The organism is Amycolatopsis halotolerans, assembly GCF_042647905.1.
Taxonomy (GTDB): domain Bacteria; phylum Actinomycetota; class Actinomycetes; order Mycobacteriales; family Pseudonocardiaceae; genus Amycolatopsis; species Amycolatopsis halotolerans.
Genome location: NZ_JBHRWI010000020.1, coordinates 126,233 through 150,474, shown reverse-complemented (window position 1 = coordinate 150,474; position 24,242 = coordinate 126,233). Strand labels below are relative to the sequence as shown.

At 68.7% G+C, this 24,242-nt stretch carries 26 protein-coding genes; 18 read left to right on the top strand and 8 right to left on the bottom strand.

Going from position 1 to position 24,242, the window contains the following annotated elements; all coding sequences use genetic code 11:
- Positions 1-895: 895 nt before the first annotated feature.
- From ACFORO_RS15740 to phoU, 3 genes are all read left to right on the top strand, one after another.
- Positions 896-1,207 (top strand): hypothetical protein, encoded by a 312-nt coding sequence (locus ACFORO_RS15740; RefSeq protein ID WP_377867986.1) that lies wholly within the window; start codon positions 896-898, stop codon positions 1,205-1,207.
- Positions 1,208-2,643: 1,436 nt separating this feature from the next.
- Entirely contained in the window at positions 2,644-4,032 is a 1,389-nt protein-coding gene (locus ACFORO_RS15735) for an LCP family protein (protein ID WP_377868089.1), read from the top strand.
- An 83-nt stretch (positions 4,033-4,115) separates the two neighbouring features.
- A complete protein-coding gene (gene phoU, locus ACFORO_RS15730; protein WP_354745938.1) occupies positions 4,116-4,790 on the top strand; it encodes a phosphate signaling complex protein PhoU in 675 nt (224 codons plus the stop codon).
- A 114-nt stretch (positions 4,791-4,904) separates the two neighbouring features.
- Here phoU and pstB read toward each other — a convergent pair whose 3' ends face one another.
- The 6 genes from pstB to ACFORO_RS15700 form a co-directional block, all read right to left on the bottom strand.
- Complete coding sequence (gene pstB / locus ACFORO_RS15725; RefSeq protein WP_116204524.1) at positions 4,905-5,681, bottom strand: phosphate ABC transporter ATP-binding protein PstB; 777 nt, start codon at positions 5,679-5,681, stop codon at positions 4,905-4,907.
- Between the two features lie 3 nt (positions 5,682-5,684).
- Positions 5,685-6,599: a phosphate ABC transporter permease PstA gene (gene pstA, locus ACFORO_RS15720; protein WP_354745940.1), complete on the bottom strand. Its 915-nt coding sequence runs from the start codon at positions 6,597-6,599 to the stop codon at positions 5,685-5,687.
- 2 nt (positions 6,600-6,601) lie between these two features.
- Positions 6,602-7,522: a phosphate ABC transporter permease subunit PstC gene (gene pstC, locus ACFORO_RS15715; RefSeq protein WP_354746068.1), complete on the bottom strand. Its 921-nt coding sequence runs from the start codon at positions 7,520-7,522 to the stop codon at positions 6,602-6,604.
- A gap of 184 nt (positions 7,523-7,706) precedes the next feature.
- Positions 7,707-8,837 carry a phosphate ABC transporter substrate-binding protein PstS gene (gene pstS, locus ACFORO_RS15710; protein ID WP_377867987.1) on the bottom strand — a complete coding sequence of 377 codons (1,131 nt, stop codon included), beginning with the start codon at positions 8,835-8,837 and terminating at the stop codon, positions 7,707-7,709.
- Positions 8,838-9,076: 239 nt separating this feature from the next.
- Entirely contained in the window at positions 9,077-9,970 is an 894-nt protein-coding gene (gene mshD, locus ACFORO_RS15705; protein ID WP_446681577.1) for a mycothiol synthase, read from the bottom strand.
- Between the two features lie 28 nt (positions 9,971-9,998).
- A complete protein-coding gene (locus ACFORO_RS15700) occupies positions 9,999-10,730 on the bottom strand; it encodes a winged helix-turn-helix transcriptional regulator (RefSeq protein WP_354745946.1) in 732 nt (243 codons plus the stop codon).
- 174 nt (positions 10,731-10,904) lie between these two features.
- Here ACFORO_RS15700 and ACFORO_RS15695 point away from each other — a divergent pair, with 174 nt between their 5' ends.
- From ACFORO_RS15695 to ACFORO_RS15650, 10 genes are all read left to right on the top strand, one after another.
- Positions 10,905-11,807 (top strand): LmeA family phospholipid-binding protein, encoded by a 903-nt coding sequence (locus ACFORO_RS15695; protein WP_377867989.1) that lies wholly within the window; start codon positions 10,905-10,907, stop codon positions 11,805-11,807.
- 5 nt (positions 11,808-11,812) lie between these two features.
- Positions 11,813-12,247 carry a TlpA family protein disulfide reductase gene (locus tag ACFORO_RS15690; protein ID WP_377867990.1) on the top strand — a complete coding sequence of 145 codons (435 nt, stop codon included), beginning with the start codon at positions 11,813-11,815 and terminating at the stop codon, positions 12,245-12,247.
- A 420-nt stretch (positions 12,248-12,667) separates the two neighbouring features.
- Entirely contained in the window at positions 12,668-13,102 is a 435-nt protein-coding gene (locus ACFORO_RS15685) for a DUF4395 domain-containing protein (protein ID WP_377867991.1), read from the top strand.
- Positions 13,103-13,130: 28 nt separating this feature from the next.
- Complete coding sequence (locus ACFORO_RS15680; protein WP_354745952.1) at positions 13,131-13,967, top strand: sulfurtransferase; 837 nt, start codon at positions 13,131-13,133, stop codon at positions 13,965-13,967.
- Positions 13,967-14,272 carry a DUF1416 domain-containing protein gene (locus ACFORO_RS15675; protein ID WP_377867992.1) on the top strand — a complete coding sequence of 102 codons (306 nt, stop codon included), beginning with the start codon at positions 13,967-13,969 and terminating at the stop codon, positions 14,270-14,272. The genes ACFORO_RS15680 and ACFORO_RS15675 overlap by 1 nt, the downstream gene beginning before the upstream one ends.
- Before the next feature lie 118 nt (positions 14,273-14,390).
- Complete coding sequence (locus ACFORO_RS15670; RefSeq protein WP_377867993.1) at positions 14,391-15,725, top strand: MFS transporter; 1,335 nt, start codon at positions 14,391-14,393, stop codon at positions 15,723-15,725.
- A gap of 129 nt (positions 15,726-15,854) precedes the next feature.
- A complete protein-coding gene (locus ACFORO_RS15665) occupies positions 15,855-16,466 on the top strand; it encodes an FABP family protein (protein ID WP_377867994.1) in 612 nt (203 codons plus the stop codon).
- Positions 16,467-16,482: 16 nt separating this feature from the next.
- Entirely contained in the window at positions 16,483-17,085 is a 603-nt protein-coding gene (locus ACFORO_RS15660; protein WP_377867995.1) for a 5-oxoprolinase subunit B family protein, read from the top strand.
- On the top strand, positions 17,085-17,945 hold the full coding sequence (locus ACFORO_RS15655; RefSeq protein WP_377867996.1) for a 5-oxoprolinase subunit C family protein: 861 nt from the start codon (positions 17,085-17,087) through the stop codon (positions 17,943-17,945). Before ACFORO_RS15660 ends, ACFORO_RS15655 begins: the two co-directional genes overlap by 1 nt.
- A gap of 2 nt (positions 17,946-17,947) precedes the next feature.
- Positions 17,948-18,349 carry a hypothetical protein gene (locus ACFORO_RS15650; RefSeq protein WP_377867997.1) on the top strand — a complete coding sequence of 134 codons (402 nt, stop codon included), beginning with the start codon at positions 17,948-17,950 and terminating at the stop codon, positions 18,347-18,349.
- A gap of 45 nt (positions 18,350-18,394) precedes the next feature.
- Here the strand turns inward: ACFORO_RS15650 and ACFORO_RS15645 are convergent, their stop codons facing one another.
- Complete coding sequence (locus ACFORO_RS15645) at positions 18,395-19,240, bottom strand: aminodeoxychorismate lyase (protein ID WP_377867998.1); 846 nt, start codon at positions 19,238-19,240, stop codon at positions 18,395-18,397.
- Between the two features lie 31 nt (positions 19,241-19,271).
- Here ACFORO_RS15645 and ygfZ point away from each other — a divergent pair, with 31 nt between their 5' ends.
- From ygfZ to ACFORO_RS15630, 3 genes are read left to right on the top strand one after another with little or no spacing between them, the layout of a single operon-like run.
- Entirely contained in the window at positions 19,272-20,393 is a 1,122-nt protein-coding gene (gene ygfZ, locus ACFORO_RS15640; RefSeq protein WP_377867999.1) for a CAF17-like 4Fe-4S cluster assembly/insertion protein YgfZ, read from the top strand.
- Positions 20,394-20,442: 49 nt separating this feature from the next.
- Positions 20,443-21,009: an RsiG family protein gene (locus tag ACFORO_RS15635; protein WP_354745968.1), complete on the top strand. Its 567-nt coding sequence runs from the start codon at positions 20,443-20,445 to the stop codon at positions 21,007-21,009.
- The gene (locus ACFORO_RS15630; RefSeq protein WP_377868000.1) at positions 21,006-21,950 is read left to right on the top strand and encodes an asparaginase; all 945 of its coding nucleotides are present in this window, start codon (positions 21,006-21,008) and stop codon (positions 21,948-21,950) included. Before ACFORO_RS15635 ends, ACFORO_RS15630 begins: the two co-directional genes overlap by 4 nt.
- Here ACFORO_RS15630 and ACFORO_RS15625 read toward each other — a convergent pair.
- Positions 21,931-22,827 carry a hypothetical protein gene (locus tag ACFORO_RS15625; protein ID WP_377868001.1) on the bottom strand — a complete coding sequence of 299 codons (897 nt, stop codon included), beginning with the start codon at positions 22,825-22,827 and terminating at the stop codon, positions 21,931-21,933. The two genes, ACFORO_RS15630 and ACFORO_RS15625, sit on opposite strands and share 20 nt — an antisense overlap.
- Before the next feature lie 207 nt (positions 22,828-23,034).
- Here ACFORO_RS15625 and ACFORO_RS15620 point away from each other — a divergent pair, with 207 nt between their 5' ends.
- Positions 23,035-23,217: a DUF3073 domain-containing protein gene (locus tag ACFORO_RS15620; RefSeq protein ID WP_037716129.1), complete on the top strand. Its 183-nt coding sequence runs from the start codon at positions 23,035-23,037 to the stop codon at positions 23,215-23,217.
- Positions 23,218-23,328: 111 nt separating this feature from the next.
- On the top strand, positions 23,329-24,189 hold the full coding sequence (locus tag ACFORO_RS15615) for a 3-hydroxybutyryl-CoA dehydrogenase (protein ID WP_354745974.1): 861 nt from the start codon (positions 23,329-23,331) through the stop codon (positions 24,187-24,189).
- Positions 24,190-24,242 lie beyond the last annotated feature (53 nt).

The following is a 24,242-nucleotide window of genomic DNA, read 5'->3' as shown; positions in this document are numbered from 1 at the left end:
CCGGGCCGACGGCGGGCAAATGGGGTTGGAAGTCGGCACGCTGAGCCGGGCGACGCCTCAGGTCTGGGCGGCGATCGGGCCAATGGGCAGGTCAACGGGGTCGGCGGTCGGCACGGCGGGTCGGCAGAAGACGACGCCGCACCACGGGGCGCGCGCGTCAACGGAGCTGGCGACGAGCTGGCCGGAGGCAGCACCGACACGTCGGGCAGACGGGCTAACGGGCGCGGTCGTCGCCACAGCGAACCCGTGGAAGACGACCTCGCCTCAAGTGGCGGACCGGCGAACGGGCACGTCAACGGGGTTGGCCGACACGGCGAGCCCACGGCAGACGACGCTGCGGGCGGGCGGCAGAACGGCCACGTCAATGGAGTCGACAGTCGGCACAGCGGGCCTTCGGCAACCGATGCCGCGCTAGCTGCTGGACCGGCGAATGGGCGCGTTAACGGAACCGGCAGTCGGCACGGCGGGCCTGCGGCACACGACGCCTCACTAGCGGGTGGACCGGCGAACGGGCACGTCAACGGAATCGGCAGCCGACACGGTGAACCGGCCGGAGGAGACACCGGCAAACGGGCAAACGGGTTCGGCAGTCGGCATGGCGAGCCTGCGGTAGACGACATCCCACCAGCGAACGGGGTCGGCGGGCGACACGGCGAAGCAGCCGGAATCGACGACTCAACCGGCGCGCGAGCAAGCGGGCGTGGCAACCGGCACGGCGGGGCTGCGGAAGACGACGCGGCCTCGAGCGCTGGCGGGGCGAACGGGTGGGCCAATGGCGTCGGCAATCGGCACAGTCGAGAGGTTGCTGACGGTTCCGAGTTCGGGAACGGAACCGGCGGGCCATTAGAAGACGTCCCCGCGCTGGGGAGCCCTGCGAACGGACAGGTCAACGGGGGTGGCAATCGGCGCGGCGGGGCTTCGGGCGATGACGATGGGCTTTCCGGTGGCCGTCGGGCAAACGGGGAGCGTCGCGGTGGCGTTTCGGACGTCGACGGCGGGAATGCTCCGCGAGTGGGCGGACGGGCGCTTCTCGGCGGTCCGGTGCCTGACGGCAATCGCCACGGTGTTCCGGATGCTGCCGAGACGCCTGGGGACGGTGTCGGTGGAGATGTTCGGCCTGGTGGGGGTGCTCGACGTCGGGAGACGGGAACTTATCGGGCTGAGCCTGGTGAAGCAGGCGGGCCTGGTGGTCGTCGCAGGGATGTGAACCAGCAGCCCGCGGGGCCTGGCGAAGCAGGTGTCGGGGAACGTCCCGACGAGGCTGGGCCTGGCGAGGTAGCCGGGCGAGCCGGTGGGCGGCCGGGGGAACCGCAGCGTCGGCGAGCGGATGGGCTTCCGCCTCGGCCTCGACAGGGTGGCGGGGTTCCGGCTTCGCCGGATCCGCCGGGGCCTCGGCGGCCGCACGGTGCGGAGAACACTTCTGGGCAGCGGATGCCCGGTCCGGACTCTGGCGGGCATCGGCTCCCGGGTCCGGAATTCGACGGGCCGCGGGCGGCGGGACCGGGGGTCGGTGGGCAGCCGATGGCCGGTTCCGGCTCGGGCGCGCCACGGATGCCTGGCGGACCTGCCGAGCAACGGACAGCTGACTCGGCGGCGCTGCCCGACGAGCATCGGATGGCCAGCCCCGACTCCGTGGGACAACGGGCTCCTGGTCAAGACTCTGGCGGGCACCGGGTGCCTGGTCCGGAAGCCGGCGGGCAGCGAATGCCCCCGAGGCGACGAGCGCCCGGTTCCGACTCCGCTGGGCATTCGGTGGGTGGCCCCGAATCCGCAGCGATGCCAGGCGCGCCCGATCCCGACGGACCTCGAACACCCCCGAGGCGACGAGCGCCCGGTTCCGACTCCGCTGGGCAACCGACGGGCAGTCCCGAATCCGCAGCGACGCCCGGCGCGCCCGACCTCGACGGGCAGCGGACGCCCGGCCCGCCAAGGCGACGAGCGGCAGGGCCCGAGTCTGCTGGGCTGCCGACGGGTGGTCCCGAGTCGGCAGCGATGCCCATGCCCGACGGGCAACGCGCGGCTGGACTGGACTCCGGCGGGCACCGGGTGCCCGGGCCCAACGCGCCAGGTCGGCGGGCAGGCGGTCCTGGGCGGCGGCCCACTGGGCCGGGCGGCGGCGACGGAGTCCCAGCGGAAGCGGGGGACGAACTTGAGCGGACTCAGCTCAGTCCGGCGCTCGAGCCGGATCAGGGGCGGGGCAAGCGGGAGCGGAATGGGCAGGCTCCGGGGCCGCGTGGTGGTTCCAGCCGGGGGCCGGGGCGAGTTCCGGGGCTTGACCTCAGTCCGGTGCTCGACGGTGGTTCCGAGACGGACAGCGCCAGTCCGCAACGGCCGAGGCGCGGGCCGGGCGCGGCGCAGGATCCTGAACGTACCCAGCTCGGCCCAGCGCTCGACGGGAAGGCAGCCGACCGGACGCAGTTCACGCCGGTCAAGGGGCTCAATCTCAGCCAAGAGCCGGAACACTCCGAGCGGACTCAGCTCAGCCCGGCGGTCAAAACCGACGTTGATCCGGAGCGGACTCAGCTCAGCCCGGCCGTCAAAGCCGATCCTGAGCGCACGCAGCTGAGTCCGGCGGTCGAGGGGCCGAACGGCAAGCGGCCGCGGCGTACGCCGGTGAAGTCGGCCGCGGCGGCGCGGGCTGAGATGGATCCGCTCACCATGACCGACGAGATGGAGGCGATCGACGAGGCGACGCAATACCGCCGCAAGATCGATCACAGTCTCGCCCGGTTCTCGGCCGCGCATGACGACGCGGCGGCTGAAGAGGCGAAGCGCCGGGAACGGCGGGAGCGGCTCACTACCCGGTCGATGGCGTTGTTCGAGCAGACCCGGACCGCGTTGCAGCGGGTCGTTCTGCTGGACAAAGAGGACGAAGAAGAAGAGAAACCGGCCGAACAATCTGAGCGGACCCGGCTGCAGGAGAAAAAGCAGCGGCACATCGCGCGCAATATCCGGATCGGGCGGATTGCGTTGATCGTGATCGCCGTGCTTATTTTCATCGGCACGGGGGTCGCTTGGGGCGCGGTCACTTGGTTCGACGCCAAGTTCACCGAGGTTTCCGCGCTGGACGAGAACTCTTCCGACATCCAGAACGCCGACGCGCAGGCCAACGACGAGAACTTCCTCATGGTCGGCTCCGATTCCCGGGACGGGGCGTCGTCCGAGGAAAATGTCGGGGACGCGGCGAATATCCCCGGCGCGCGGTCGGACACGGTGATGGTGGCGCACGTTCCCGCGGACCGGAAGCGGGTCGTCGTCGTTTCGTTCCCCCGGGACCTCGAAATCGACCGCCCGGACTGCAACCGGTGGGATCCGGCCAAATCGCAGAATACCGACGAGATCGTGCGCGAGCAGAAGATCGCGAAGCTCAACACGGCCTACGCGGTCGGCGGGCCGCAGTGCATGACGAAAGTGATCCAGAAGATCACCGGCCTGCGGATCAACCACTTCATCGGCATCGACTTCAACGGGTTCAAGGAAATGGTCGACGCGGTGCACGGCGTGACCGTGCACAACGAGAAACCGATCGACGACACCACGCTCGGCAAGGTGCTCGCGGAAACCGGCGACGTGACCATTTCCGGCGACCAGGCGCTGAGCTACGTGCGCGCCCGGCACGTCATCGGCGACCCCACCTCCGACTACGGCCGGATCAAGCGCCAGCAGGCGTTCATCGGGGCACTGCTCAAGAAGGTCATGTCCTCGGATGTCGTGCTGGATCCGGGAAAACTGTCCGGCTTCATCACCGCGTTCGCGCACGCCACGTTCGGCGACAACCTCGGTGTGCAGCAGATGATGACGCTCGCGCAGTCGATGCGCGGGCTGAACCCGGCCAACATCAACTTCCTCACCGTGCCCACCGTCGGCCTGCCGAACAAGCGCGGCAACGAAGTACTCGTCCAGGAAAAAACCAAGAGCCTCTTCGACGCGTTGCGCGACAACACGCCGCTTCCGGGCAACCAGCCCGCCGGAACCGCGGCCAGCGCGCCACCCGCCAACGCCGATTCGCGCAAGAGCACCAACACGGGTTGATCATTCGGATTCGTTAGGCGGGGTTCACATGCGGTTCACCCAGCGATGCGGTATTCGGACAGTCCACGTCGTAGGGTGTGCTCATGCGTGAGGCCTACCATGTGGAACTCGATCAGCTCGCCGAAAACCTGGCCGCGATGTCGGTCCAGGTAGCCGACGCCATGGAGCGGGCCACCAAAGCACTGCTGGAGGTCGACCTCGGCCTCGCCGAGCAGGTGATCAGCGACGACGCGAAGGTCGACGACGCTCGCGCCGAATGCGAGGAGCAGGCGTACGCGCTGCTCGCGCTGCAGGCGCCGGTCGCGACGGATCTGCGCACCGTGCTCGCCGCCATCCACGCGGCGGAAAGCCTGGAGCGGATGGGAGATCTCGCCCTACACGTCGCCAAGGCCGCCCGCCGCCGCCACCCGGACCCGGTGCTGCCGGAAGCGGTCAAGCCGTACTTCTCCGAGATGGGCCGCGCCGCCGTCGGGCTCGCCCGCCAGGTCGAGGCGGTCATCCGGACCAAGGACGTGTCCGCCGCCAAGGACCTCGAGGCCGAGGACGACCAGGTCGACGACCTGCACCGGCACCTGTTCACCGTGCTGATGGACCGCGAATGGCCGCACGGCGTCGCTTCCGCCGTCGACGTCACGCTGCTCGGCCGCTTCTACGAGCGCTACGCCGACCACGCGGTGTCCGTCGCCAAGCGGATGATTTTCGTGGTCACCGGCCGGATGCCGGGCTACGGCACCGACGACGAAGACCTGACCATCTGAGACACCACAACGAAAACCGCCGTCCGGGCCAAGCGCGGGTGGCGGTTTTTTAGTGCCCGGAAACGAAAACGGCCGCCCTGGCAAGGAAAACCGGGGCGGCCGTCCACAGTGGAATCAGCCGAAGCGGCCCGAGATGTAGTCCTCGGTGGCCTTCTCGTCCGGGTTGGAGAAGATCTTCTCCGTGTCGTTCAGCTCGATCAAGCGACCGGGCTGACCGACGCCCGCCAGGTTGAAGAACGCGGTCTGGTCCGAAACCCGCGCCGCTTGCTGCATGTTGTGCGTCACGATGACGATCGTGTATTCCTTCTTCAGCTCGCCGATCAGGTCCTCGATCGCGAGCGTCGAGATCGGGTCCAGCGCCGAACACGGCTCGTCCATCAGCAGCACGTCCGGCTGCACCGCGATCGCCCGCGCGATGCAGAGCCGCTGCTGCTGCCCGCCGGAGAGGCCGCCGCCCGGCTTGTTCAGCCGGTCCTTGACCTCGTTCCACAGGTTCGCGCCGCGCAGCGCCCGCTCGGCGATCTCGTCGAGCTGCTTGCGGTTCTTGGTGCCGCCCAAGCGAAGCCCGGCCACCACGTTGTCCTTAATGGACATCGTGGGGAACGGGTTCGGCCGCTGGAACACCATGCCGATGGTGCGGCGCACCTGCACCGGGTCCACCGCCGAGGCGTAGATGTCCTCGCCGTCGAGCAGCACCTGGCCGTCGACCCGCGCGCCGGGAATGACCTCGTGCATGCGGTTCAGCGTGCGCAGCACCGTCGACTTGCCACAACCCGACGGCCCGATGAACGCGGTCACGTTCCGCGGCGGGACGTTCAGCGTGACGCTGTCCACGGCGTGGAACTTGCCGTAGTAGATGTCCAGGTCTTTGACGTCGATTCGCTTGGCCATGACTCACTTCTTCTTCGGGGCGACGATGCGGGAAAGGACCGTGGCGAGCAGGTTGATCACGGCGATGATGAGCACCAGGGTGAGCGCGGCTCCCCAGATCCGGTCGAAGCCGACGCTGCCGGGGTCCATCGAGTTGGTGGCGCGTTCGTTGTTCATCACCAACGGCAGCGACGCCTGCTCCCCGCTGAAGATGTTCCAGTTGACGTACGACGTGTAGCCCACGAGCACCAGCAGCGGCGCGGTTTCGCCCATCACGCGGGCGAGCGCCATCATGATGCCGCCGAGGATGCCCGACAACGCCGTCGGAAGCACGATCTTCATGATCGTCTTCCACTTCGGCACGCCCAGCGCGTACGACGCTTCGCGCAGGTCGTCCGGCACGATCCGCAGCATTTCCTCCGCGGACCGGACAACCACCGGAATCATCAGCAGCACCAAGGCGAGCGACACCGCGAACCCGCTGCGCGGCAGGCCGAGCGTGGTGACCCACAGCGCGTAGATGAACAGTGCGGCCACAATGGACGGAACACCGGACAGGATGTCCACCATGAACGTGGTGGCCTTGGCCAGCTTGCCGCGGCCGTACTCGACCAGGTAAATCGCGACCAGCAGGCCGATCGGCACCGAGATGACCGCGCACACCAGGCCCTGCAACAGGGTGCCGATGATCGCGTGCAGCACGCCGCCGCCGACCTCGTCGCCGAGCACCGAACCGAAGTCCTGGCCCCACCAGTTGCTGTACGGGATCCGCTTGACCCCGTTGGCGATCACCGTGTACAGCACCCACACCAGCGGGACCACGGCGATCAGGAAGGACAGCCACACGAGCACCGTGGCGAGGCCGTTTTTGACCTTGCGGGCCGCGCTCACCTGCTGGAAAGCCGGTGTCGTCGCGGGCCGTTCGAGGGTGGTCGACATGGTCACTCCCCCTTCTTGCCGACGATCGAGCGGGCGGCGAAGTTGACCAGGAACGTCAGCACGAACAGCACCAGGCCGGCCGCGATGTAGGCGCCGGCCGAGGTCGGGTTGTTGAACTCGCTGTAGTTCTGGGCGATCTTCGAGGCGAACGTCGCGCCGCCGTCGAAGAGGCTCCAGTCGAAGTTGCGGCCCTGCGGGATCAGCAGAATCACTGCCAGCGCAATGGTTTCACCGAGTGCGCGGCCGAGGCCGAGCATCGACGCGCCGACGAAACCCGCCTTGCCGAACGGCAGCACCGTGGTGCGGATGACCTCCCAGCGCGTGGCTCCGAGCGCGAGCGCGCCCTCGACCTGCGCGGTCGGCGTGCGCTCGAAAACCTCGCGAGTAAGCGACGTGATGATCGGCAGGATCATCACCGCGAGCACGATCCCGGCGGTGAAAATGGTGCCGCGCACGTTCGGCGCGATGTTGCCCGGCGCGAAAATCGGAATCCACGAGAAGGTGCTGTTGACCCATTCCGAAAACGGCTCGATCGCGGGCGCGAACACGAGAATGCCCCACAGGCCGAAAATGATCGACGGCACCGCGGCGAGCAGATCCACGACGTAGGCGAACGGCCGGGCCAGTTTCGCGGGCGCGTACTGGGTGAGGAAAAGCGCGATGCCCAGCGAGATCGGCATCGCGATGATCAGCGCCACCAGCGAGGTCGCCACGGTGACCTCGGCGAGGTCGGCGATCCCGAACGCCATGTTCGTCGGGTCGTTGGTCGACCACCCGTGGTTGAACAGGAAGTTGACCTTGTCCGCCTTCAACGCCGGAATCGCCTGCACGACCAGGAAAATCCCGATCAAGGCGATCAGGGCGACGACGAAGATCCCGGCCCCGGTGGTCAAGTTCTGGAAGATGCGGTCACCGGCTCGCACCTTCGTCGGCTTCTTCCGCGCGGGCGGCGCTTCCGGCGCCGGCGCGGGTGGCTTGTCCGAAATCGGATCCTCCGGGAACGCTCGGGCGGACGACGAACGCCCACCGGGGTCGCCGGTGGGCGTTCGCGTCGAGGATTGGTCGCTCATCGACAGTCTCTGTCAGCCTTCGTACCAGTTAGGCGGTTCAGGAAATTTCCTTGACGGCCTTCAGCACCTTGTCCTGCAGGCTCTGCGGGATCGGCACGTAGCCCTTGGCCGACAGCGGCTGCTGGCCTTCGGTGGCGGCCACCGTCAGGAACGCCTTGACGGCCTTCGCGACGTCCGGGTTCGAGTACTTCGAGCACACGATCTCGTACGTGGTCAGCAGCAGCGGGTAGGCGCCCGGCACGTTGCTGGAGTAGATGCCGTTGAGGTCCATCGCCAGGTCGTTGGTGCCCGGGTGGGCGAACTTGGCGGCGTCCAGCGACTTGGCCACGTTCTCCGCGCTCAGCTCGACGCCGCCGGAGCCGCTGTCGATCTTGGCCGGGGTGACGCCGTCCTTGGCGAACGCGCTCTCCACGTAGGTGATCGAGCCGTCGGCGCCCTTGACGGTGCTCGCGACACCGTTCGAGCCCTGCGCGCCGTTGCCAACGCCGCCGGCGAACTTCTTGCCCGCGCCCTGGGTCCAGACATCCTTCGCGGCCGCGCCGAGGTACTTCTGGAAGTTGTCGGTGGTGCCCGACTCCTCGGAGCGGGAGACGACCTGGATCGGCTTGTCCGGCAGGTTCAGGCTCTCGTTGCCCTTGACCGCCTTGATGGCCGGGTCGTTCCAGTTCTTGATGCCGCCGTTGAAGATCTTGGCGATGACCTGCGGGGTCAGCGTCAGACTGTCCACCCCGGACAGGTGGTAGCCGACCGCGATCGGGCCGACGACCAGCGGGATGTTCAGCGCGGGCGAGGCGCAGCGCTTGGTGGCGGCCTCGAGGTCGGCGTCCTTGATCGGCGAGTCCGAACCGCCGAAGTCGACCTGGTTGGCGTTGAACTGCTTGACGCCGGCGCCGGAACCGGTGCCGTTGTAGTTCACCTTCTGGCCGGAGCACTTCTTGTTGTAGGCCTGGTTGAACACCTCGATGGCGTTCTTCTGGGCCGTCGAGCCCTCAGCGGAAAGCGGGCTCTTGCCCCCGCAGTCGACCTGGGCGGTTCCGGTGGCGGCGGGAGCGGCGGAGTTCGAGCCCGAGCCGCTGTTCGACGCCGAAGGGTCGGAGCCACAAGCGGCGAGGACGAGCGCGGCGCTCGCCACGATGCCGACGGCACCCAGGGGCCGCATGATCTTCACTGCATTTCCTCCACTCGGAGATGTGCCTTTTTGAATCCGGTCGGGATTGGCGGCATCTGAGCCGCACCGGAACCGGACACTAGGCAGCCTCGGTGGACGGTCTTCCTTGGTTGCATGAACGGAAGGTGAACAAGTCACCGTTTGTGAGCAGGACTACTACCCCGAATGGGTGCCGTGGCCTGGTCGTGACCTGCCAGTACGCAGAAAGTAACACGAGTCACCGGACGCGTCGACCGTGATCACTCACCGTACTGGACGTCGGTCTCGAAACGTTGGAACCCCAGCTTGTTGTACACAGCCAAGGCCGCGGCGTTGTCGCCCTCGACGTAGAGGATCACCCTCGGTAGCCCGCGGGAGCGCAGGTAGCGGAGTCCGGCCAAGGTCAGCGCCTTGCCGAGGCCACTACCCTGAGTAGCAGGATCGACCCCGACCACGTAGACCTCCCCGACCGGGTCTCCGTCGAACCGGCCGGGCACCGGGTCGTGCACCTTCGTCCAGTGGAAGCCGACGACCTCGCCGCTCTCATTCTCCGCGAGGAAGAATCCCGCGGGGTCGAACCAGGCCTGCCGTTCTTCGGCGCGCACCTCGGCGGCGGTCAGCGCGCCCTGTTCCGGATGCCAGTCGAACGCGCGCGCGTTGACCGCGACCATCGCGTCCTCGTCCTGTCCGGGCGCGAAGGTGCGCAACCGGAAACCGTTGTGCAGCACCGGTTCCGGCCAGTCCGCGCCGGCGACATCGACGTGCAGGACCAGCATTTCGCGCTGACGGCCAAGGCCGAGTTTCGCCGCGATCGCTGCCGCACCGGGGTGATCGCCGTGTGCCCACGCCCGAAATCCCGTGTCGGCGCGTTCGACCAACGCCTGCGCGAGCGCGGTACCGACGCCGCGACGCCGGAAATCCGGGTGCACGAAAAGCTCCGCGACCTGATGGCCGTGGGAATCGCCTTCGGTATCAAGGTGGACGTACCCGGCGGGCGCGCCGTCGAGGCGGGCGAGGAGATGCAGCCCGCCCTCGAAGTCGCGCGGCAACGGCCCCGTCGCGTCGACCTCCGGACGTCCGTCAGTCGCTTTGGCCGCGAGCAGCACTTCGCGCACCGCGTCGTCGGGTTCGGTCGTCCAGTCGCCAAGGTCGATAGCCACAAACCGACCCTACCGGCGAAAGTCAGCGGGAGGTCAGCTCCGAAGCGTCGGACGGAACGGCGACCACCGGCTTCGCGCCCTTCGCCGGCCGCTCGAACTTGTAGCCGACGTTTCGCACAGTGCCGATCATCTGCTCGTGCTCGGGACCAAGCTTCGCGCGAAGCCGCCGTACGTGGACGTCGACCGTGCGCGTGCCGCCGAAGAAGTCGTAACCCCACACTTCCTGCAGCAGCTGCGCGCGGGTGAACACCCGGCCGGCGTGCTGGGCGAGGTACTTGAGGAGCTCGAATTCCTTGTACGTCAACTCAAGCGTGCGACGGCGCAGCTTCGCCGTGTACGTCGCTTCGTCAATGACAAGGTCGCCTACCCGCAGCTCGGCGTCTGCCTGCAGGCCGATGCCGTCGCGCGTGGTGGCGAGCCGCAGCCGCGCGTCCACTTCGGCGGGACCCGCGGTGGGCAGAAGAATGTCGTCAGTCCGCCATTCGGCGTTGACCGCGACCAGACCGCCTTCGCCGACGACCGCGATGACCGGCGTGCCCGATTCGTCCTCCGCGCCTTTGAGCAGGCGGCACAGGCTTTTCGCGGACGCGAGGTCGCTGCGCGCGTCGAGCAGGATGACGTCCCGGTGGCCCGCGTCGAGCAGGGCCGTCACTTCCGGCTCGCGTACGCGTACGGTGTGCGGCAGCAGGTCCAGCGCGGGTAGTACGGAGGTAGCGTCGAGTTCCCCCGTCAGCACCAGCAGGTCCAAGCTCATGATCCGCACCGCCTTCAGATTCGTCGCCTCGAACGTGGCGTCGGTCGGTGCTAAGTGAGAATAGCGGGTGAACACCCTGGCACCTAGCTCGTGCTGGATCGATCACACCTGGTCTAACGCGCCGGGCGTGACCCGCACCACGACGAAATCCACCCGAACAGGAGAACCGAGGCGATGGCGAGCAGGCCCGTGACCCGGGACGACCGACCGGCCCCGAACCCCGGCGGCGGCCGCCGCGGCAGGCGCGTGCGGCGGTGGCTCATCGTGCTGGGAGTGCTGGTGCTCCTGCTGGTCGGTGCGGATTTCGGAGCGGCGGCCTTCGCCGAGCACACGATCTCGCAAAAAGCCCGCGCACAGCTCGGGCTGAGCGACGATCCGTCGGTCACCATCCACGGCTTCCCGTTCACCGTGCAGGCGCTCTCCGGTGACTACAGTCACATCACGGTTTCCGCGGACGGCGTCCCGGTCGGCAGCGAACTTCGCGACCTGCGCGTGAGCGCCGAACTCGAGGACGTCATCGCGCCGCTGTCGGACCTCACGTCCGGCAACACCAAGGCGGTGAAGATCGGCAAGCTCACCGGCGCGGTGACGATCAAGGCGGCCGACCTCGCGCGCGTCTCGCCGCTGAACAAGATCCAGAACCTGAAGATCGAGCAGTCGACCCAGGCGTATGTGAAGTACGGCGACACCGACCAGGGCAAGCAGCCGGACCCGACGCCGACCAACGCCGACGGCGAACCGGCCGACGGCACCAGCGCCGGACTGCGGATCTCCGGCGACGTCCAGGTGGCCGGGCAGAAGGTCGAGATCTTCTGCTTCGCGCTGATCCAGCTCAAGGCGAAGTCGATCTCGATCGTGCCTTACCGGTTGCAGTTCGGGAATGACCAGAGCACCACGATCGTTCCGGAAGCTGTGCAGAAAGCTCTGTTGCCGAACTTCCGGGCGACTATCAACACCGCCCGGCTGCCGATGTCGGTCACGCCGACCGCGGTCCGCGTGGACAGCGGTTCGGTGACGCTCAAGGGCGAAGCGCACGACGTGAACTTCTCCGACCTGTCCACCAACCACGGAGGCTGATCCCGGTGACCGGAGTGTGGGTGCTGCTGGCGACGCTGGTCGTGGCGACGGCCGCGGGCCTCGTCCTGCGCGCCCGCAACGGCCGGATCCGCGCGGCCAAACCGGCCGCCGCGACCCGCACCCTCCCCGCTCCGGTCGCCGAGGCCCTTGATCCGCGATCCGCCGTCACCCTGGTGCAGATCTCCACCACGTTCTGCACCCCGTGCCGGCACACGCGGGCGATTCTGTCGTCGCTCGCGGAGAAGACCGACGGCCTGCACCACGTCGACCTGGACGTCACCGAACGTCCCGAGGTCGCGCAGGCGCTGTCGGTGCTCAGCACGCCGACCACGCTCGCGCTGGACCCGGAAGGCCGGGAACTGCTGCGCGTGGGCGGCGTGCCCAAGGGCCCGGAGCTGCTCGAGGCGCTCCGCCCGCACCTCGCCACGGCACCGCGCTGACTCTCGCCGCCCGGCTCCAGCTGCCCCCTCACGCCCGGCCCCGTTAAAGCTCCCCAATGTGGCATTGGGTGCGTCCCACGCACCCAATGTGGCGTTCGGTGCGTCCCACGCACCCAATGCCACATTGGGGCAGTGCCCAGCCGGGCGTCCGCGGCGGTTGATTCTCAGGATCCGGACCTCGTCCCAAGGAATGAACATGGTTCCGGGAGCGAGCGAGCCTGGGTACCCTCCCCCCTGTGGACGAGCTGCCCATCACCCTTCTGACGCAGCGCCGCGCGGTCGATTTCTGCCGCGTGCGCAGCAGCTTGTGTCTGCCTTCGTCCGGCCGGCGCTGAAGCACGTCTCGCGCCGTTCCGCTGTACCCGTCTTCGCCGCGTGCTGCCCGCACGCCCTTCCCCTCGCACTGAGCAGGAGGAACCCATGTCCGCCGGACCGGCCGTAGACCCGCGAGGTCCCAGGTTCGCCGCGATCGTGACCACGGTGGTGCTCGCCGTCGTGCTCGTCACGCAGTGGTGGCCGTTGCTCGCACTGCAGACCGTGGTCTTCGCGATCGGTGCGTTCGTCGGGCTCAAGCCCGCGCCGTACTCGGTGCTGTACCGGCTCGTCGTCGCGCCGCGGCTCGGGCCGCCGACCGAGCGCGAGGACGCCGCTCCGCTGCGGTTCGCGCAGGCGGTCGGGTTCGTGTTCGCGCTCGTCGGCACGATCGGCTTCGCGACCGGCGTGCCGCCGCTCGGCGTCGTCGCGACCGCGTTCGCGCTCTTCGCCGCGTTCCTCAACGCGGCGTTCAACTTTTGCCTCGGGTGCCAGGTGTACCTGCTGATCAAGCGTTTCAGCCCCGCGCGGGCGTCCTCGTAAACCCAACCAAGAAAGAGAGCCAGCTTCCATGAGCCGAGAAGACGTCCTGGTCACCACCCAGTGGGCCGAGGAAAACCTGGACACCCCGGGCGTGGTGTTCGCCGAGGTCGACGAGGACACGACCGCCTACGACAACGGGCACATCCGCGGCGCGGTGAAGCTCGACTGGCGCAACGACCTCCAGGACGGCGTCCGCCGCGACTTCGTCAACAAGGAGGGCTTCGAGAAGCTCCTGTCGGAGAAGGGCATCTCGAACGACGACCGCGTGGTCCTCTACGGCGGCAACAACAACTGGTTCGCCGCCTACGCGTACTGGTACTTCAAGCTCTACGGCCACGAGAACGTGCAGTTGCTCGACGGCGGCCGCAAGAAGTGGGAGCTCGACGGCCGCGAGCTGAACTCCGACGAGGTCAAGCGCGAGGCCACCACCTACAAGGCCAAGGACCAGGACCTTTCGCTGCGCGCCTTCCGCGACGAGGTCGTCAAGGAGATCGGCGCGAAGAACTACATCGACGTGCGCTCGCCGGACGAGTTCTCCGGCAAGCTGCTCGCCCCGGCGCACCTGCCGCAGGAGCAGTCGCAGGTTCCGGGTCACATCCCGGGCGCGCTGAACGTGCCGTGGGCGAAGGTCGCCAACGAGGACGGCACCTTCAAGTCCGAGCAGGAGATCAAGGACCTCTACGCCGAGGCCGGCTACGACGAGGGCAAGGCGACCATCGCGTACTGCCGCATCGGCGAGCGTTCCTCGATCGCCTGGTTCGCCCTGCACGAGCTGCTCGGCCAGGCGGACGTGAAGAACTACGACGGTTCGTGGACGGAATACGGTTCGCTGGTCGGCGTTCCGGTCGAGTTGGGAGCTAAGTAATGGCAGACGGCTGCAGCGCACCTGTGCAGGAAGCGACCCCGGCGGACTTCGACACCAACGGCCAGGTCGTGCTGGCGGGCAAGGTCACCGGCACCGAGGGTCCGGTCGGCGGCGCGTTCGTCCGGCTGCTCGACGGCGGCGGCGACTTCGCGGGCGAGGTCGTTTCCTCGGCTGAGGGCGACTTCCGTTTCTACGCGGCCGAGGGTTCCTGGACGGTGCGCGCGCTGCACCGCACCGGCAACGGCGAAGCCAACGTCACCGCGGAAGGCCCAGGCCTGCACCAGCTGGCCATTTCGGTTGCCTGACAACACCTGATCAACGGTCCGTGAAGGGCCCCTTGAAGGAATCTGATTCCTTCAAGGGGCCCTTCACGGCTTTCCGGACGCTTGACCTCAAGTCGGCTTGAGGACACAGGGTTGCGGAGTGTCCCAAACGAAAATCGTTGCGCGGAGCCCACTTCTGGCCATCGCCGTGTTTGTCGGCAGCTTCATGGCGTTGCTCGACGCGAGCGTGGTGAGCGTCGCGCTGCCGACCATCCAGCGCGAACTGCATGCCGAATTCACTGACCTGCAATGGATTGTCGACGGATACACCGTCGCGCTCTCCGCGGTGATCCTCACCGGCGGCACTCTCGGCGACCGCTACGGCCGCAAGCGGATCTATCTCGGCGGGCTCGCCGTGTTCACGCTCGCCTCGCTGGTGTGCGGCCTCGCCCCGACGCTCGAACTGCTCATCGCCGCGCGCGTCGCGCAAGGCGTCGCGGCGGCCGCAGTCATCCCGGGCGGCATCGCGCTCCTCGCGCACGCGTATCCGGAGCCGCGCGAACGGGCGCGGATGCTGGGGGCGTGGGGCGCGGTGGCCGGATGTGCGCTGGTCATCGGGCCGCTCATCGGCGGACCGATCACCGACGCGTTCGGCTGGCCCGCGATCTTCCTGGTCAACCTGCCGATCGGCGTCTTCGCGGTCTTCGCCGGCCGCCGGGGTCTCGGCGAGTCGTCCGATCCGGCGCACGGTGCGCTGGACCTGCCCGGACAGGTGCTCGGCGCGTTGTGGATCGGCGCGTTCACCTACGCCGTGATCGCGTCCAACGCTGTGGTCGCGGTGCTCGGCGCGCTCGGGCTGGCCGCGTTCATCGTGGTGGAACTGCGCGCTCCGCATCCGATGCTGCCGATCAGGCTGTTCGGCAAGCCGCGCTTCGCCACCTCGATCTTCACGTCGTTCGTGATCGGCTTCGCCTGCTACCCGCTGCCCATCCTGATCGCCGTGTACCTGCAGCAGGCTTGGGGCAGCACCGCCTCGACGACCGGCGTGCAGATGCTGCCGTACGTGGTCGCCAATGCCCTTCTCGCGTTCTTCTCCGGAAGGCTCGCCGCCCGCTTCACCGCGGAACGGGTGCTCCCGATCGGCCTGGTCATCACCGCGGCGGGCAGTTTCGCCTTCCTGCTGGTCGACACCACGAGCCCGTATTGGCTGCTCAGCGTCCCGCTGGCGCTGTCCGGCATCGGTCTCGGCCTGAGCATCACCCCGACCAACGTCGTCGGGCTCGCCGGGCTTCCGGTGCAGCGCACCGGCACCGCGGCCGGCACGGTGAACGCCGCGCGGCAGGTCGGGATGGCACTCGGCGTCGCCGCGCTCGGCGCCCTTCTCGACCACGGCAGCACGCTCACGACCGGCCTGCAGACCGCGATGTCGGTGGCTGGAGCGGCGCTGCTCGCGGTGACCGTCCTCACCGCGACGACCCTGCGCAGGGCCGGATGAGCCGGGGCGGACTATTGTCCTCGCTGTGGAGACCTTGTTTACGACCCTGTTGATCATCGCGGGCATCGCCACCGTGCTGTTCGCGGTCTTTGTCGTCTACCGGCTGTACGCCGACCAGCGCTGACCAGCATGACGAGTGGCGACGAGGCCATCGCAGCAGCCGAGGAGCGGGCCGTCGGCACGCGCGACCGCAACCTCCCGTTGTGGGACGACCTGCCGATCCCGAACGACACGGCGAACCTGCGCGAGGGCCCGAACCTGAACGACGCGTGCCTCGCACTGCTGCCGCTTGTCGGCGTCTGGCGCGGCGAGGGCGAGATCGACTACCCGACGATCGACGGGCCGATCAAGTTCGCCCAGCAGCTGACCGTCGCCCACGACGGCCGCCCGTTCCTGTACCACGAGGCGCGCTCGTGGCTGCTGAACGAGGACGGCAGCGTGCTGCGGCCCGCCGCCCGCGAAACCGGGTTCTGGCGGCCGCAGGAGGACGACACCCTGGAACTGCTGCTCACGCACAGCTCCGGCATCGTCGAGCTGTACTACGGGAAACCGCGCAGCCAGACGTCCTGGGAACTCGGCACCGACGCCGTCATCCGCACCGCGACGGCCAAGGAGGTCACCGGCGCGCAGCGGCTGTACGGCCTGGTGAACGGCGACCTCGGGTACGTCGAGGAACGCGCGATGGTCGGCCAGGAAATGCAGCCGCACGTTTCCGCGCTGCTGCGCCGCGTGGTGGGCTGAGGCTCCGGGAGACGCCGTGCGCTGGCGGCGGTACGGCGAACACGCCGCCCTGCTCGACTGCGCCTCGCTCGCGGAAATGAGCGCGGCCCGGGCGACGCTCACCGAAGCCGCGCTCGACGGCGTCGAGGAGATCGTTCCCGGGGCCCGCACTCTGCTGGTGGTCGCGTCCGCGGGTGCCCTGGAAGCTGCGCGTTCCTTGCTGGCTTCGGCCGATCTGGACCATTCGCCTGCCGGGGATGCCCGCGAAGTTGTTTTGGATGTGCGCTACTCCGGCGAAGATCTCTCGCTGGTCGCTGAGGACGCTGGGCTCAGCGTGGACGAGGTCGTCACGCTCCACACTGGCGCGGTCTACACGGTCGCGTTCACTGGTTTCGCTCCCGGTTTCGGTTATCTCGCCGGGATTCCCGCTCAGTTGCAGCAGTCAAGGCTGGCCTCTCCGCGGACCCGGGTCCCTGCTGGCGCGGTAGCCATCGCGGACGAGTACACCGGCGTCTACCCGCGAGAATCCCCTGGCGGCTGGCGCTTGATCGGACACACCGAGGCCACGCTCTTCGATCCTTCCGCCGCGCAACCGGCGTTGTTCACGCCTGGTCTCCGCGTGCGATTCCGGAGCGTCTGATGCGCGCGCTAGAGATCGTCTCGACCGGATCGCTGGCTCTGGTGCAAGACCTCGGACGGCCCGGTTACGCACATCTGGGCGTCCCACCGTCGGGTGCTCTTGACATCGCCGCGCTCCGGCTCGGCAACCGGCTGGTCGGCAATGCCGAGCACGCCGCCGGGATCGAAACCGTGCTGGGCGGACTGACTGTCCGGGCCGCGGTTTCGTTCACCGCCGCGGTGACCGGACCGCCGGTCGCGGTGTCCGTGGACGGACGGGAAACCGGCTCGCACACGCCGATTCCCTTGCGACCAGGCCAAAAACTGACGATCGGCCGGCCTTCCTCCGGACTGCGCTGCTACCTGACGGTGTCCGGCGGCATCGCCGTGCCACCAGTGCTGGGAAGCCGGTCGACTGATGTCCTATCCGGACTCGGCCCCTCGCCATTGGAAGCTGGCACGAGAGTCCCCCTCGGTCCAGTCACTGGTATTCCTTCTGGTGCCGACGTGATCGCCGCCGCGCCCGTGCCGTCGCAGCTGACAGTGCCCGTCCTGCTCGGCCCCCGCGACGATTGGTTCGCCGACCCCGCGAGCGCGCTCAACACACAGTGGACAGTCACCGCGGAATCCAACCGAGTGGGGGTCCGCCTTGACGGGCCGCCGTTACGTCGAGTGTCCACAGTGTCCAATTCGGAATTGCCCAGCGAAGGCGTGCTGACCGGCGCGATCCAGGTCCCGCCGAACGGATTGCCGCTGGTGTTCCTGGCCGATCACCCGACCACGGGCGGTTATCCGGTGGTCGCGGTCGTGAGACGGGAGTCACTCGGCGCACTCGCTCAAGCACGCCCCGGAACCTTGGTGCGGTTCCACGCGTCCTTGTGAGCGTGGAACGGGTAACGATCACCGGCGGCGCGGGTTTCCTGGAGCTGAACACCGGAGGACGGGCGGAGCTGCCGCAGTCGCTGCGCATCGCGCTCGCGACCGGTCAGCTGCGCCTGCCGCTGGCGGAAACCCTGCGCGAACTGCTGACGCTGCTCGTCGACGGCCAGTACCGGGTCAGCGGCCCGCAGCGCATCGAGGGTCCCGACCTGGTCCCGGCGAGCGACTGGCCGGACGACGACGATGCCCGCGTCGCGTATTACCGCACGGCGATTCGCTCCGGACACCGTCCGGTGGCGGTGGTTTTGTCCGGTACGCGGCCGCTGCTGGTGGACGGGCACCACAAGATCAGCGCGTACCGGGCGGAGGGGGTCACGCCGTCGGTGGTGCTGATCAGCGGGTCGTGAGTGGTTATGCCGGCGAGAACCGGCATAACCACTAGCGAACGCCGCTCAGTACTCGCCCTCGTAAGCCGCCACCAGCTCCCCGTGCAGCGCCGACGACTCCGGCAGCTCCGTCCCGTTCAGCGTGTGCACCCGGGTCACCTTCCGCACCGACGACGTGAGGAAAACGCCGTCCCCCCGCAGCAAGTCGTCCACCGAAAGCGGCTCCACCTTCACCGACCAACCGGCCTTCTCCGCGCCGCGGAACAACGCGTACTGCGTCGTTCCTGGCAGGATGCCAACAGTGGACGGCGGGGTGTAGAGCGTCCGCTCCTTCGCCAGGACGACCGTCGACGTCGGTCCTTCGAGGACCGAATCGTCGGTAGCGGTGAAGATCACATCTTGGGCTCCGCGACGGGCCGCCTCGCGCAGGGCGGCCATGTTCATCGCGTAGGAAACCGTTTTCGCGCCGAGCAAAAGCCACGGGGCGCGCTCGGCGAGTTCGGGGCCGAAACCGCGCTCCAGAGTCACCACCGAGACGCCTTCGGTGCGCGCCCGCAGCACCTTCTCCTCGACCTCCAGGCCCATCGCGAACGCCGTCGGCTTGCCTTCCGGATCACCGTCGACACCCCGCGTGTACACGAGTTTCAGCGCGATTTCCGGACCGCCCTCCCACGCGTCGACGACCGCCTGTGCGGCCCGTGCGAAGCCGTCGAGGTCCGGCGCGGGCAGGTCCAGCATCGCCGCGGAACGGGCGAGCCGGTCGAGGTGTGGACGCATTTCCCGCGGCTTTTTCACCGCCACGAGGATCGTTTCGAACACCCCGTCCCCGCGCAGCAGGCCGAGGTCGTCGACCCGGAGGTGGGCGGCTTTGGGGTCGGCCAGTGAACCGTCTAGGAAGGCGAGAACGCGCATCCCCACAAGGTACTCACTTACCCTTAGCGTTATGCCGTACAGCTCGCCGCTGCTCGAAATCCCCCGCGCGGTCGCCGCGCCCGAGGGCCACCCGGAAGCCGGAGTTCCGTGGCACTGGGGCGATCCGTTCGCCGAGCAGCGCACCGCCGCCCGAGGAGTGGTCGTGATCGACCGCTCCCACCGCGAAATCCTCGCCGTCACCGGACCAGAACGCTTGTCCTGGTTGCATTTGGTCATCTCGCAACATGTCACCGAACTCGCCGAGGGCACCGGCACCGAGGCACTCGTGCTCGACAGCCAAGGCCACGTCGACACCCATTTCGTGCTCGCGCACACCGGCGACACGGTGTACCTCGACAGCGATCCCGATCCGGTCGCCACGAGCGCGTTGCCCAAGGGCGGCAAGCAAACCCTGCGCGAGTACCTCGAAGCGATGAAATTCTGGTCCAAGGTCGAGATTCGCGACGCGACGGAAGAACTGGCCGTTCTTTCGGTGCTCGGCCCGGAGACCGACAGCGTGCTCGGCGTGGAACTCGGCGCGGAGCCGTACTCGGTGACCGCGCTGCCCGAGGGCGGTTTCGCCCGGCGGATGCCGTGGCCGACGCGGGCGGGCGCGGATCTCGTGGTCCCGCGCGCGCAGCTCGCTCAATGGTGGCAACGGCTCACCGACGCCGGCGCGCGTCCGGCCGGCTCGTGGACTTTCGACGCGCTGCGCGTGGAATCGCGGCATCCGCGGCTCGGCGTCGACACCGACGAGCGGACGATCCCGCACGAGGTCGGCTGGATCGGCTCGGCCGCGCACGTCGCGAAGGGCTGTTACCGCGGCCAGGAGACCGTCTCGAAGGTGCACAACGTCGGCCGCCCGCCGCGGTATCTCGCGCTGCTGCACCTCGACGGTTCGCCGGAGATCACCCCGGAGACCGGCGACCCGGTGAAGCTCGGCGAGCGCGTGGTCGGCCGGATCGGCACGGTCGCGCAGCACCACGAACTCGGGCCGATCGCGCTGGCGCTGGTCAAGCGCTCGGTGCCGGGCGGGGCGGAACTGCTGGCAGGCGACGAGGATCGAGTGGTCCAGGCCACTGTCGATCCGGACTCGGTGCCGGGCGAACACGCGGCGCCCGGACGGGAAGCAGCGCAGAGACTGCGGGGCTGAAGTGAACTCGACGGTAGCGTCGTCGCGGAATGTGGAGCAGGATGTGCCCGTGATCGAAGTGCGTCCCGGAGGGCGACGACGGATCGACCGCGTCCTCGGCCCGGGATACCTCACCGGATTAGGCGACTTGCCGCTCCCGGTGCTGCGCGAGCGGCGCGACGAGGCCGCGCAGGAAGAGACAGACCTGTCCTACCTGCGCCGGCTCCTGCACGCCCGCATCGACATCGTGCGCGCCGAACAGGAGCGCCGCTCGTCCGGCGGGGAAGCCAGCATCGTCGACCGGCTCGCGTCGATCCTCGCCGACAACGCCCTCGGCCCGGCCGCCGGTTCCGGCCGCCATCAGCAGCTCGAACCGTCCCGCGCGGGCGAGCACCGAAGGCACGCTGAGGCATTGATCGGCGACACCGGGCTCACCGACGTCGGCTCGCTCACCGACGACAAGCTCGCCGCCGCGCTGGACACGTACGCGGCCGAGGAAGCGTCCGTGTCTTCCTTTCGCCGCCAGGTCCAAGGCGTGATGGACACGCTCAACGCCGAGATCGCCGGGCGCTACAGCAGCGGAGCGGCCACTGTGGACCAGCTGCTGGACAGCGAACTGGGGCGCGTCGAGGAATGACCGACCAGCCGATCCTCGTCGAGGTCGTCCGGAACGGGTTCGTCGAGAGCGTCCACCACGGATGTCTCGTCGTGACCGCGCCGGACGGCTCCGTCCAGTTCTCCGCGGGCGACGTGACCAGCCCGTTCTTCCCCCGGTCGGCGAACAAGCCGCTGCAGGGCGTCGGCATGCTCCGCGCCGGGCTCGGCTACGACGGCGCGGACCTGGCGCTGGGCTGCGCCTCGCATTCCGGCGAAACCGGACATCTCGAGCGCGTCTCGGCGATGCTGTCCGGAGCCGGGCTCGATCCCTCGGCGCTGGCCTGCCCGGCCGAGCTGCCGATCGGCGAGGACGCCCGGCGCGCGGCCGACGAGCCGCGGAAGATCACGATGAACTGCTCCGGCAAGCACGCCGCGATGCTCGCCACCTGCGTCGCGAACGGCTGGCCCACCGACGGCTACCAGCTGCCGGACCATCCGCTGCAGGTCCAGCTCGCGAAGACAGTCGAGGAGCTGACCGGCGAATCCATCGCCGCGGTCGGCGTCGACGGCTGCAGCGCGCCGCTGTTCGCGTTCTCGCCGACCGGCCTCGCGCGGTCATTCGGACGGCTGGCGCAGGCCGACCCAGGCACCGACGAACGCCGGGTGGCCGACGCGATGCGGGCGCACCCGTGGCTGGTCGCGGGCACCGGCCGGGAAGACACCCTGCTGATGCAGGCCGTGCCGGGGCTGCTGTCGAAGAGCGGCGCGGAGGGCGTCCTGGCGTTCACGCTGGGCGACGGCACCGCGTGTGCGATCAAGATCTCGGACGGAAACAAGCGGGCCTTGGCGCCGCTGGCCATGGCCGTCCTCGCTCGCCTGGGCATCGAGGCACCGGAAGAGCTGGCCGACCTGGCTCACCCGCCGGTGCTCGGCGGCAGCGAACGCCAGGGCGAGCTGCGGGTCAGTTGGAGTGCTCCTTAGCCGCGAGGTCGCCCCAGAACTCGCGCAGCTGCGAAAACAGCTCGGCCAGCTCCTCGACGTTCCCGGTGCGCAGCGCGTCGAGGATGTCGTGGACCTCCTCCGCGGTGGAGTCGGCGTCCAGCAGCGAGTCGGCGAACAGCTGCACGAGGCCGCCGTAGTCCAGTTCGACGACCGAGTCCGGGTCGAAGCTCTCCAGCCACTGGCGGGTCTGCGAGAGCACCCGGCCGGGGCCGGAGTCGCCGAAGGTCGTCTCGATCAGCTCGCCCGCGTCGGACGCCCGCCGCAGCGCCTCGGACATCGGGGTGCGCCAAGACGCTTCCCGCGTCGGGTCGGCCGGGCCGCTGCCGAGCACGAGCTTGCGCTCGTCCGGGTCGATCAGCGAGAACCAGGGCAGCGGGACGGTCCAGGTGGTGGTGAGGGTGTGCGCGGCGGTCGCGGTGAGGTCGGTCATCGCGGCCTTGGTCTGGGCGCGGGCGCGCTCCGCGGTGACGCCGCCGGAGTCGAGGACCGCGATCCGCAACGCCGGCTCGGCGTCGGCGAGGAAGGTGCTCAGCGCGGCGGCCGAGCGGGCGCGCAGTTCGAGCGGGCACGCGAACGGGCCCTCGGCCGAGTGACCGGCGGGGACGTCGGCCGGGTCGAGCACGAGCACGTCGTTGACGAGGCTCGGCGAGGGCCGCCCGTCGCGCAGCTGCGCGGGCAGCAACCGCACCGGCGCGGCCGCTTGTGACTTGAGCCACATCCACTGTTCGCGTTCGCCGATTCCGACCCGGCTGAGCCCGCCCGCGGAAACGGCCTGGACCAGCTGTTGCGCGGGAGGATCGCCCAGCGCGCGCAGAGGTTCGTACACCCGCAGATAGGCCACGAAGGGTCGGAGCACCCGAGCATCGTGGCACGCCGACCAGGGCCGATCGGCATCGACGTGCCGGTAACCGGCGTCCGGCGGACACTGTCGCGACGAGCACACCGTGCCACGTCGCATCCAACCCCCGGGACACGGTACGGTGTCAGCAGGAAAGAACTGTCGAGACGATGCGGGGCCGCCGATTCCCCCGGCCGCCCCGCCCCTGTGCGAGGGGGTCGAGCCATGGGGCGCGGCCGGGCTAAGGCCAAGCAGACGAAGGTGGCGCGCGAGCTCAAATACAGCTCCCACGAAACCGACTTCGATGCTTTGCAGCGCGAGCTGTCGAGTAGTTCCTCGGACAACCACGAGGACGACAAGCGGTACGAGGACCCGTACGACGACGGGTACGACGAGTACCGCCGTTGACGCAGGCACACGACACGCGAGGGCGGAATCGGACTGAGGTCCGAGACGCCCTCGTGCGTTGTGTGCTGCCCGTTTACTTGCTGTCGGCGAGGTGACGAAGGAGTTGGACGGGTGAGCGACATCGCACGAGTAGGTGTGGTCGGAGCAGGGCTGATGGGCTCCGGCATCGCCGAGGTGCACGCCAGGTCCGGGTTGGACGTGCTGGTCACCGAGGTGAACCAGCCCGCTCTGGACGCGGGCAAGGCGCGCATCGAGAAGTCGCTGCAACGCGGCGTCCGCAACGGCAAGCTGGCCGCCGAGGACGCCGAGGCGGCGCTCGGGCGGCTGCGCTTCACCACGGACATCGCCGAGTTCGCCGACCGCGATCTCGTCGTCGAGGCCATCCTGGAACAGGAACAGGCCAAGGTCGACGTGTTCCGGGCACTGGACAAGATCGTCGAGAGCGAGGACGCGGTGTTCGCGTCCAACACGTCGTCGATCCCGATCATGAAGCTCGGCATGGCCACCGGCCGTCCGCAGCAGGTCGTCGGCATCCACTTCTTCAACCCGGTGCCGGTGCTGCCGCTGGTCGAGCTGGTCCCGTCGCTGCTGACCAGCGAGGACACCGCCCGCCGCGCCGAGGAGCACGCCACCGGCGCGCTGGGCAAGACGGTGATCCGGTCGCAGGACCGGGCCGGGTTCATCGTGAACTCGCTGCTCGTGCCGTACCTGCTGTCGGCGATCCGGATGATCGAATCGGGCTTCGCCTCGGCCGAGGACATCGACCGAGGCATGGAGCTGGGCACGGCGCACCCGATGGGTCCGCTGCGGCTGTCCGACCTGATCGGCCTCGACACCATCAAGGCGATCGCGGACTCGATGTACGCCGAGTTCAAGGAGCCGCTGTACTCGTCGCCGCCGTTGCTGCTGCGCATGGTCGACGCCGGGCTGCTCGGCAAGAAGACCGGCCGCGGGTTCTACTCCTACTCCTGACTTTAGTTGCGGGCCTGATCCACCTTTCCCCGCTGTGCGGGGCCGGGCGGGTC

Excerpts from the sequence above, each read along its gene's own strand:
- ACFORO_RS15735 (WP_377868089.1), top strand. The coding sequence starts at position 2,644 with ATGGATCCGCTCACCATGACCGACGAGATGGAGGCGATCGACGAGGCG.
- phoU (WP_354745938.1), top strand. The coding sequence starts at position 4,116 with ATGCGTGAGGCCTACCATGTGGAACTCGATCAGCTCGCCGAAAACCTG.
- pstB (WP_116204524.1), bottom strand. The coding sequence starts at position 5,681 with ATGGCCAAGCGAATCGACGTCAAAGACCTGGACATCTACTACGGCAAG.
- pstA (WP_354745940.1), bottom strand. The coding sequence starts at position 6,599 with ATGTCGACCACCCTCGAACGGCCCGCGACGACACCGGCTTTCCAGCAG.
- ACFORO_RS15700 (WP_354745946.1), bottom strand. The coding sequence starts at position 10,730 with ATGAGCTTGGACCTGCTGGTGCTGACGGGGGAACTCGACGCTACCTCC.
- ACFORO_RS15695 (WP_377867989.1), top strand. The coding sequence starts at position 10,905 with ATGGCGAGCAGGCCCGTGACCCGGGACGACCGACCGGCCCCGAACCCC.
- ACFORO_RS15685 (WP_377867991.1), top strand. The coding sequence starts at position 12,668 with ATGTCCGCCGGACCGGCCGTAGACCCGCGAGGTCCCAGGTTCGCCGCG.
- ACFORO_RS15680 (WP_354745952.1), top strand. The coding sequence starts at position 13,131 with ATGAGCCGAGAAGACGTCCTGGTCACCACCCAGTGGGCCGAGGAAAAC.
- ACFORO_RS15675 (WP_377867992.1), top strand. The coding sequence starts at position 13,967 with ATGGCAGACGGCTGCAGCGCACCTGTGCAGGAAGCGACCCCGGCGGAC.
- ACFORO_RS15665 (WP_377867994.1), top strand. The coding sequence starts at position 15,855 with ATGACGAGTGGCGACGAGGCCATCGCAGCAGCCGAGGAGCGGGCCGTC.
- ACFORO_RS15655 (WP_377867996.1), top strand. The coding sequence starts at position 17,085 with ATGCGCGCGCTAGAGATCGTCTCGACCGGATCGCTGGCTCTGGTGCAA.
- ACFORO_RS15645 (WP_377867998.1), bottom strand. The coding sequence starts at position 19,240 with ATGCGCGTTCTCGCCTTCCTAGACGGTTCACTGGCCGACCCCAAAGCC.
- ygfZ (WP_377867999.1), top strand. The coding sequence starts at position 19,272 with ATGCCGTACAGCTCGCCGCTGCTCGAAATCCCCCGCGCGGTCGCCGCG.
- ACFORO_RS15630 (WP_377868000.1), top strand. The coding sequence starts at position 21,006 with ATGACCGACCAGCCGATCCTCGTCGAGGTCGTCCGGAACGGGTTCGTC.
- ACFORO_RS15620 (WP_037716129.1), top strand. The coding sequence starts at position 23,035 with ATGGGGCGCGGCCGGGCTAAGGCCAAGCAGACGAAGGTGGCGCGCGAG.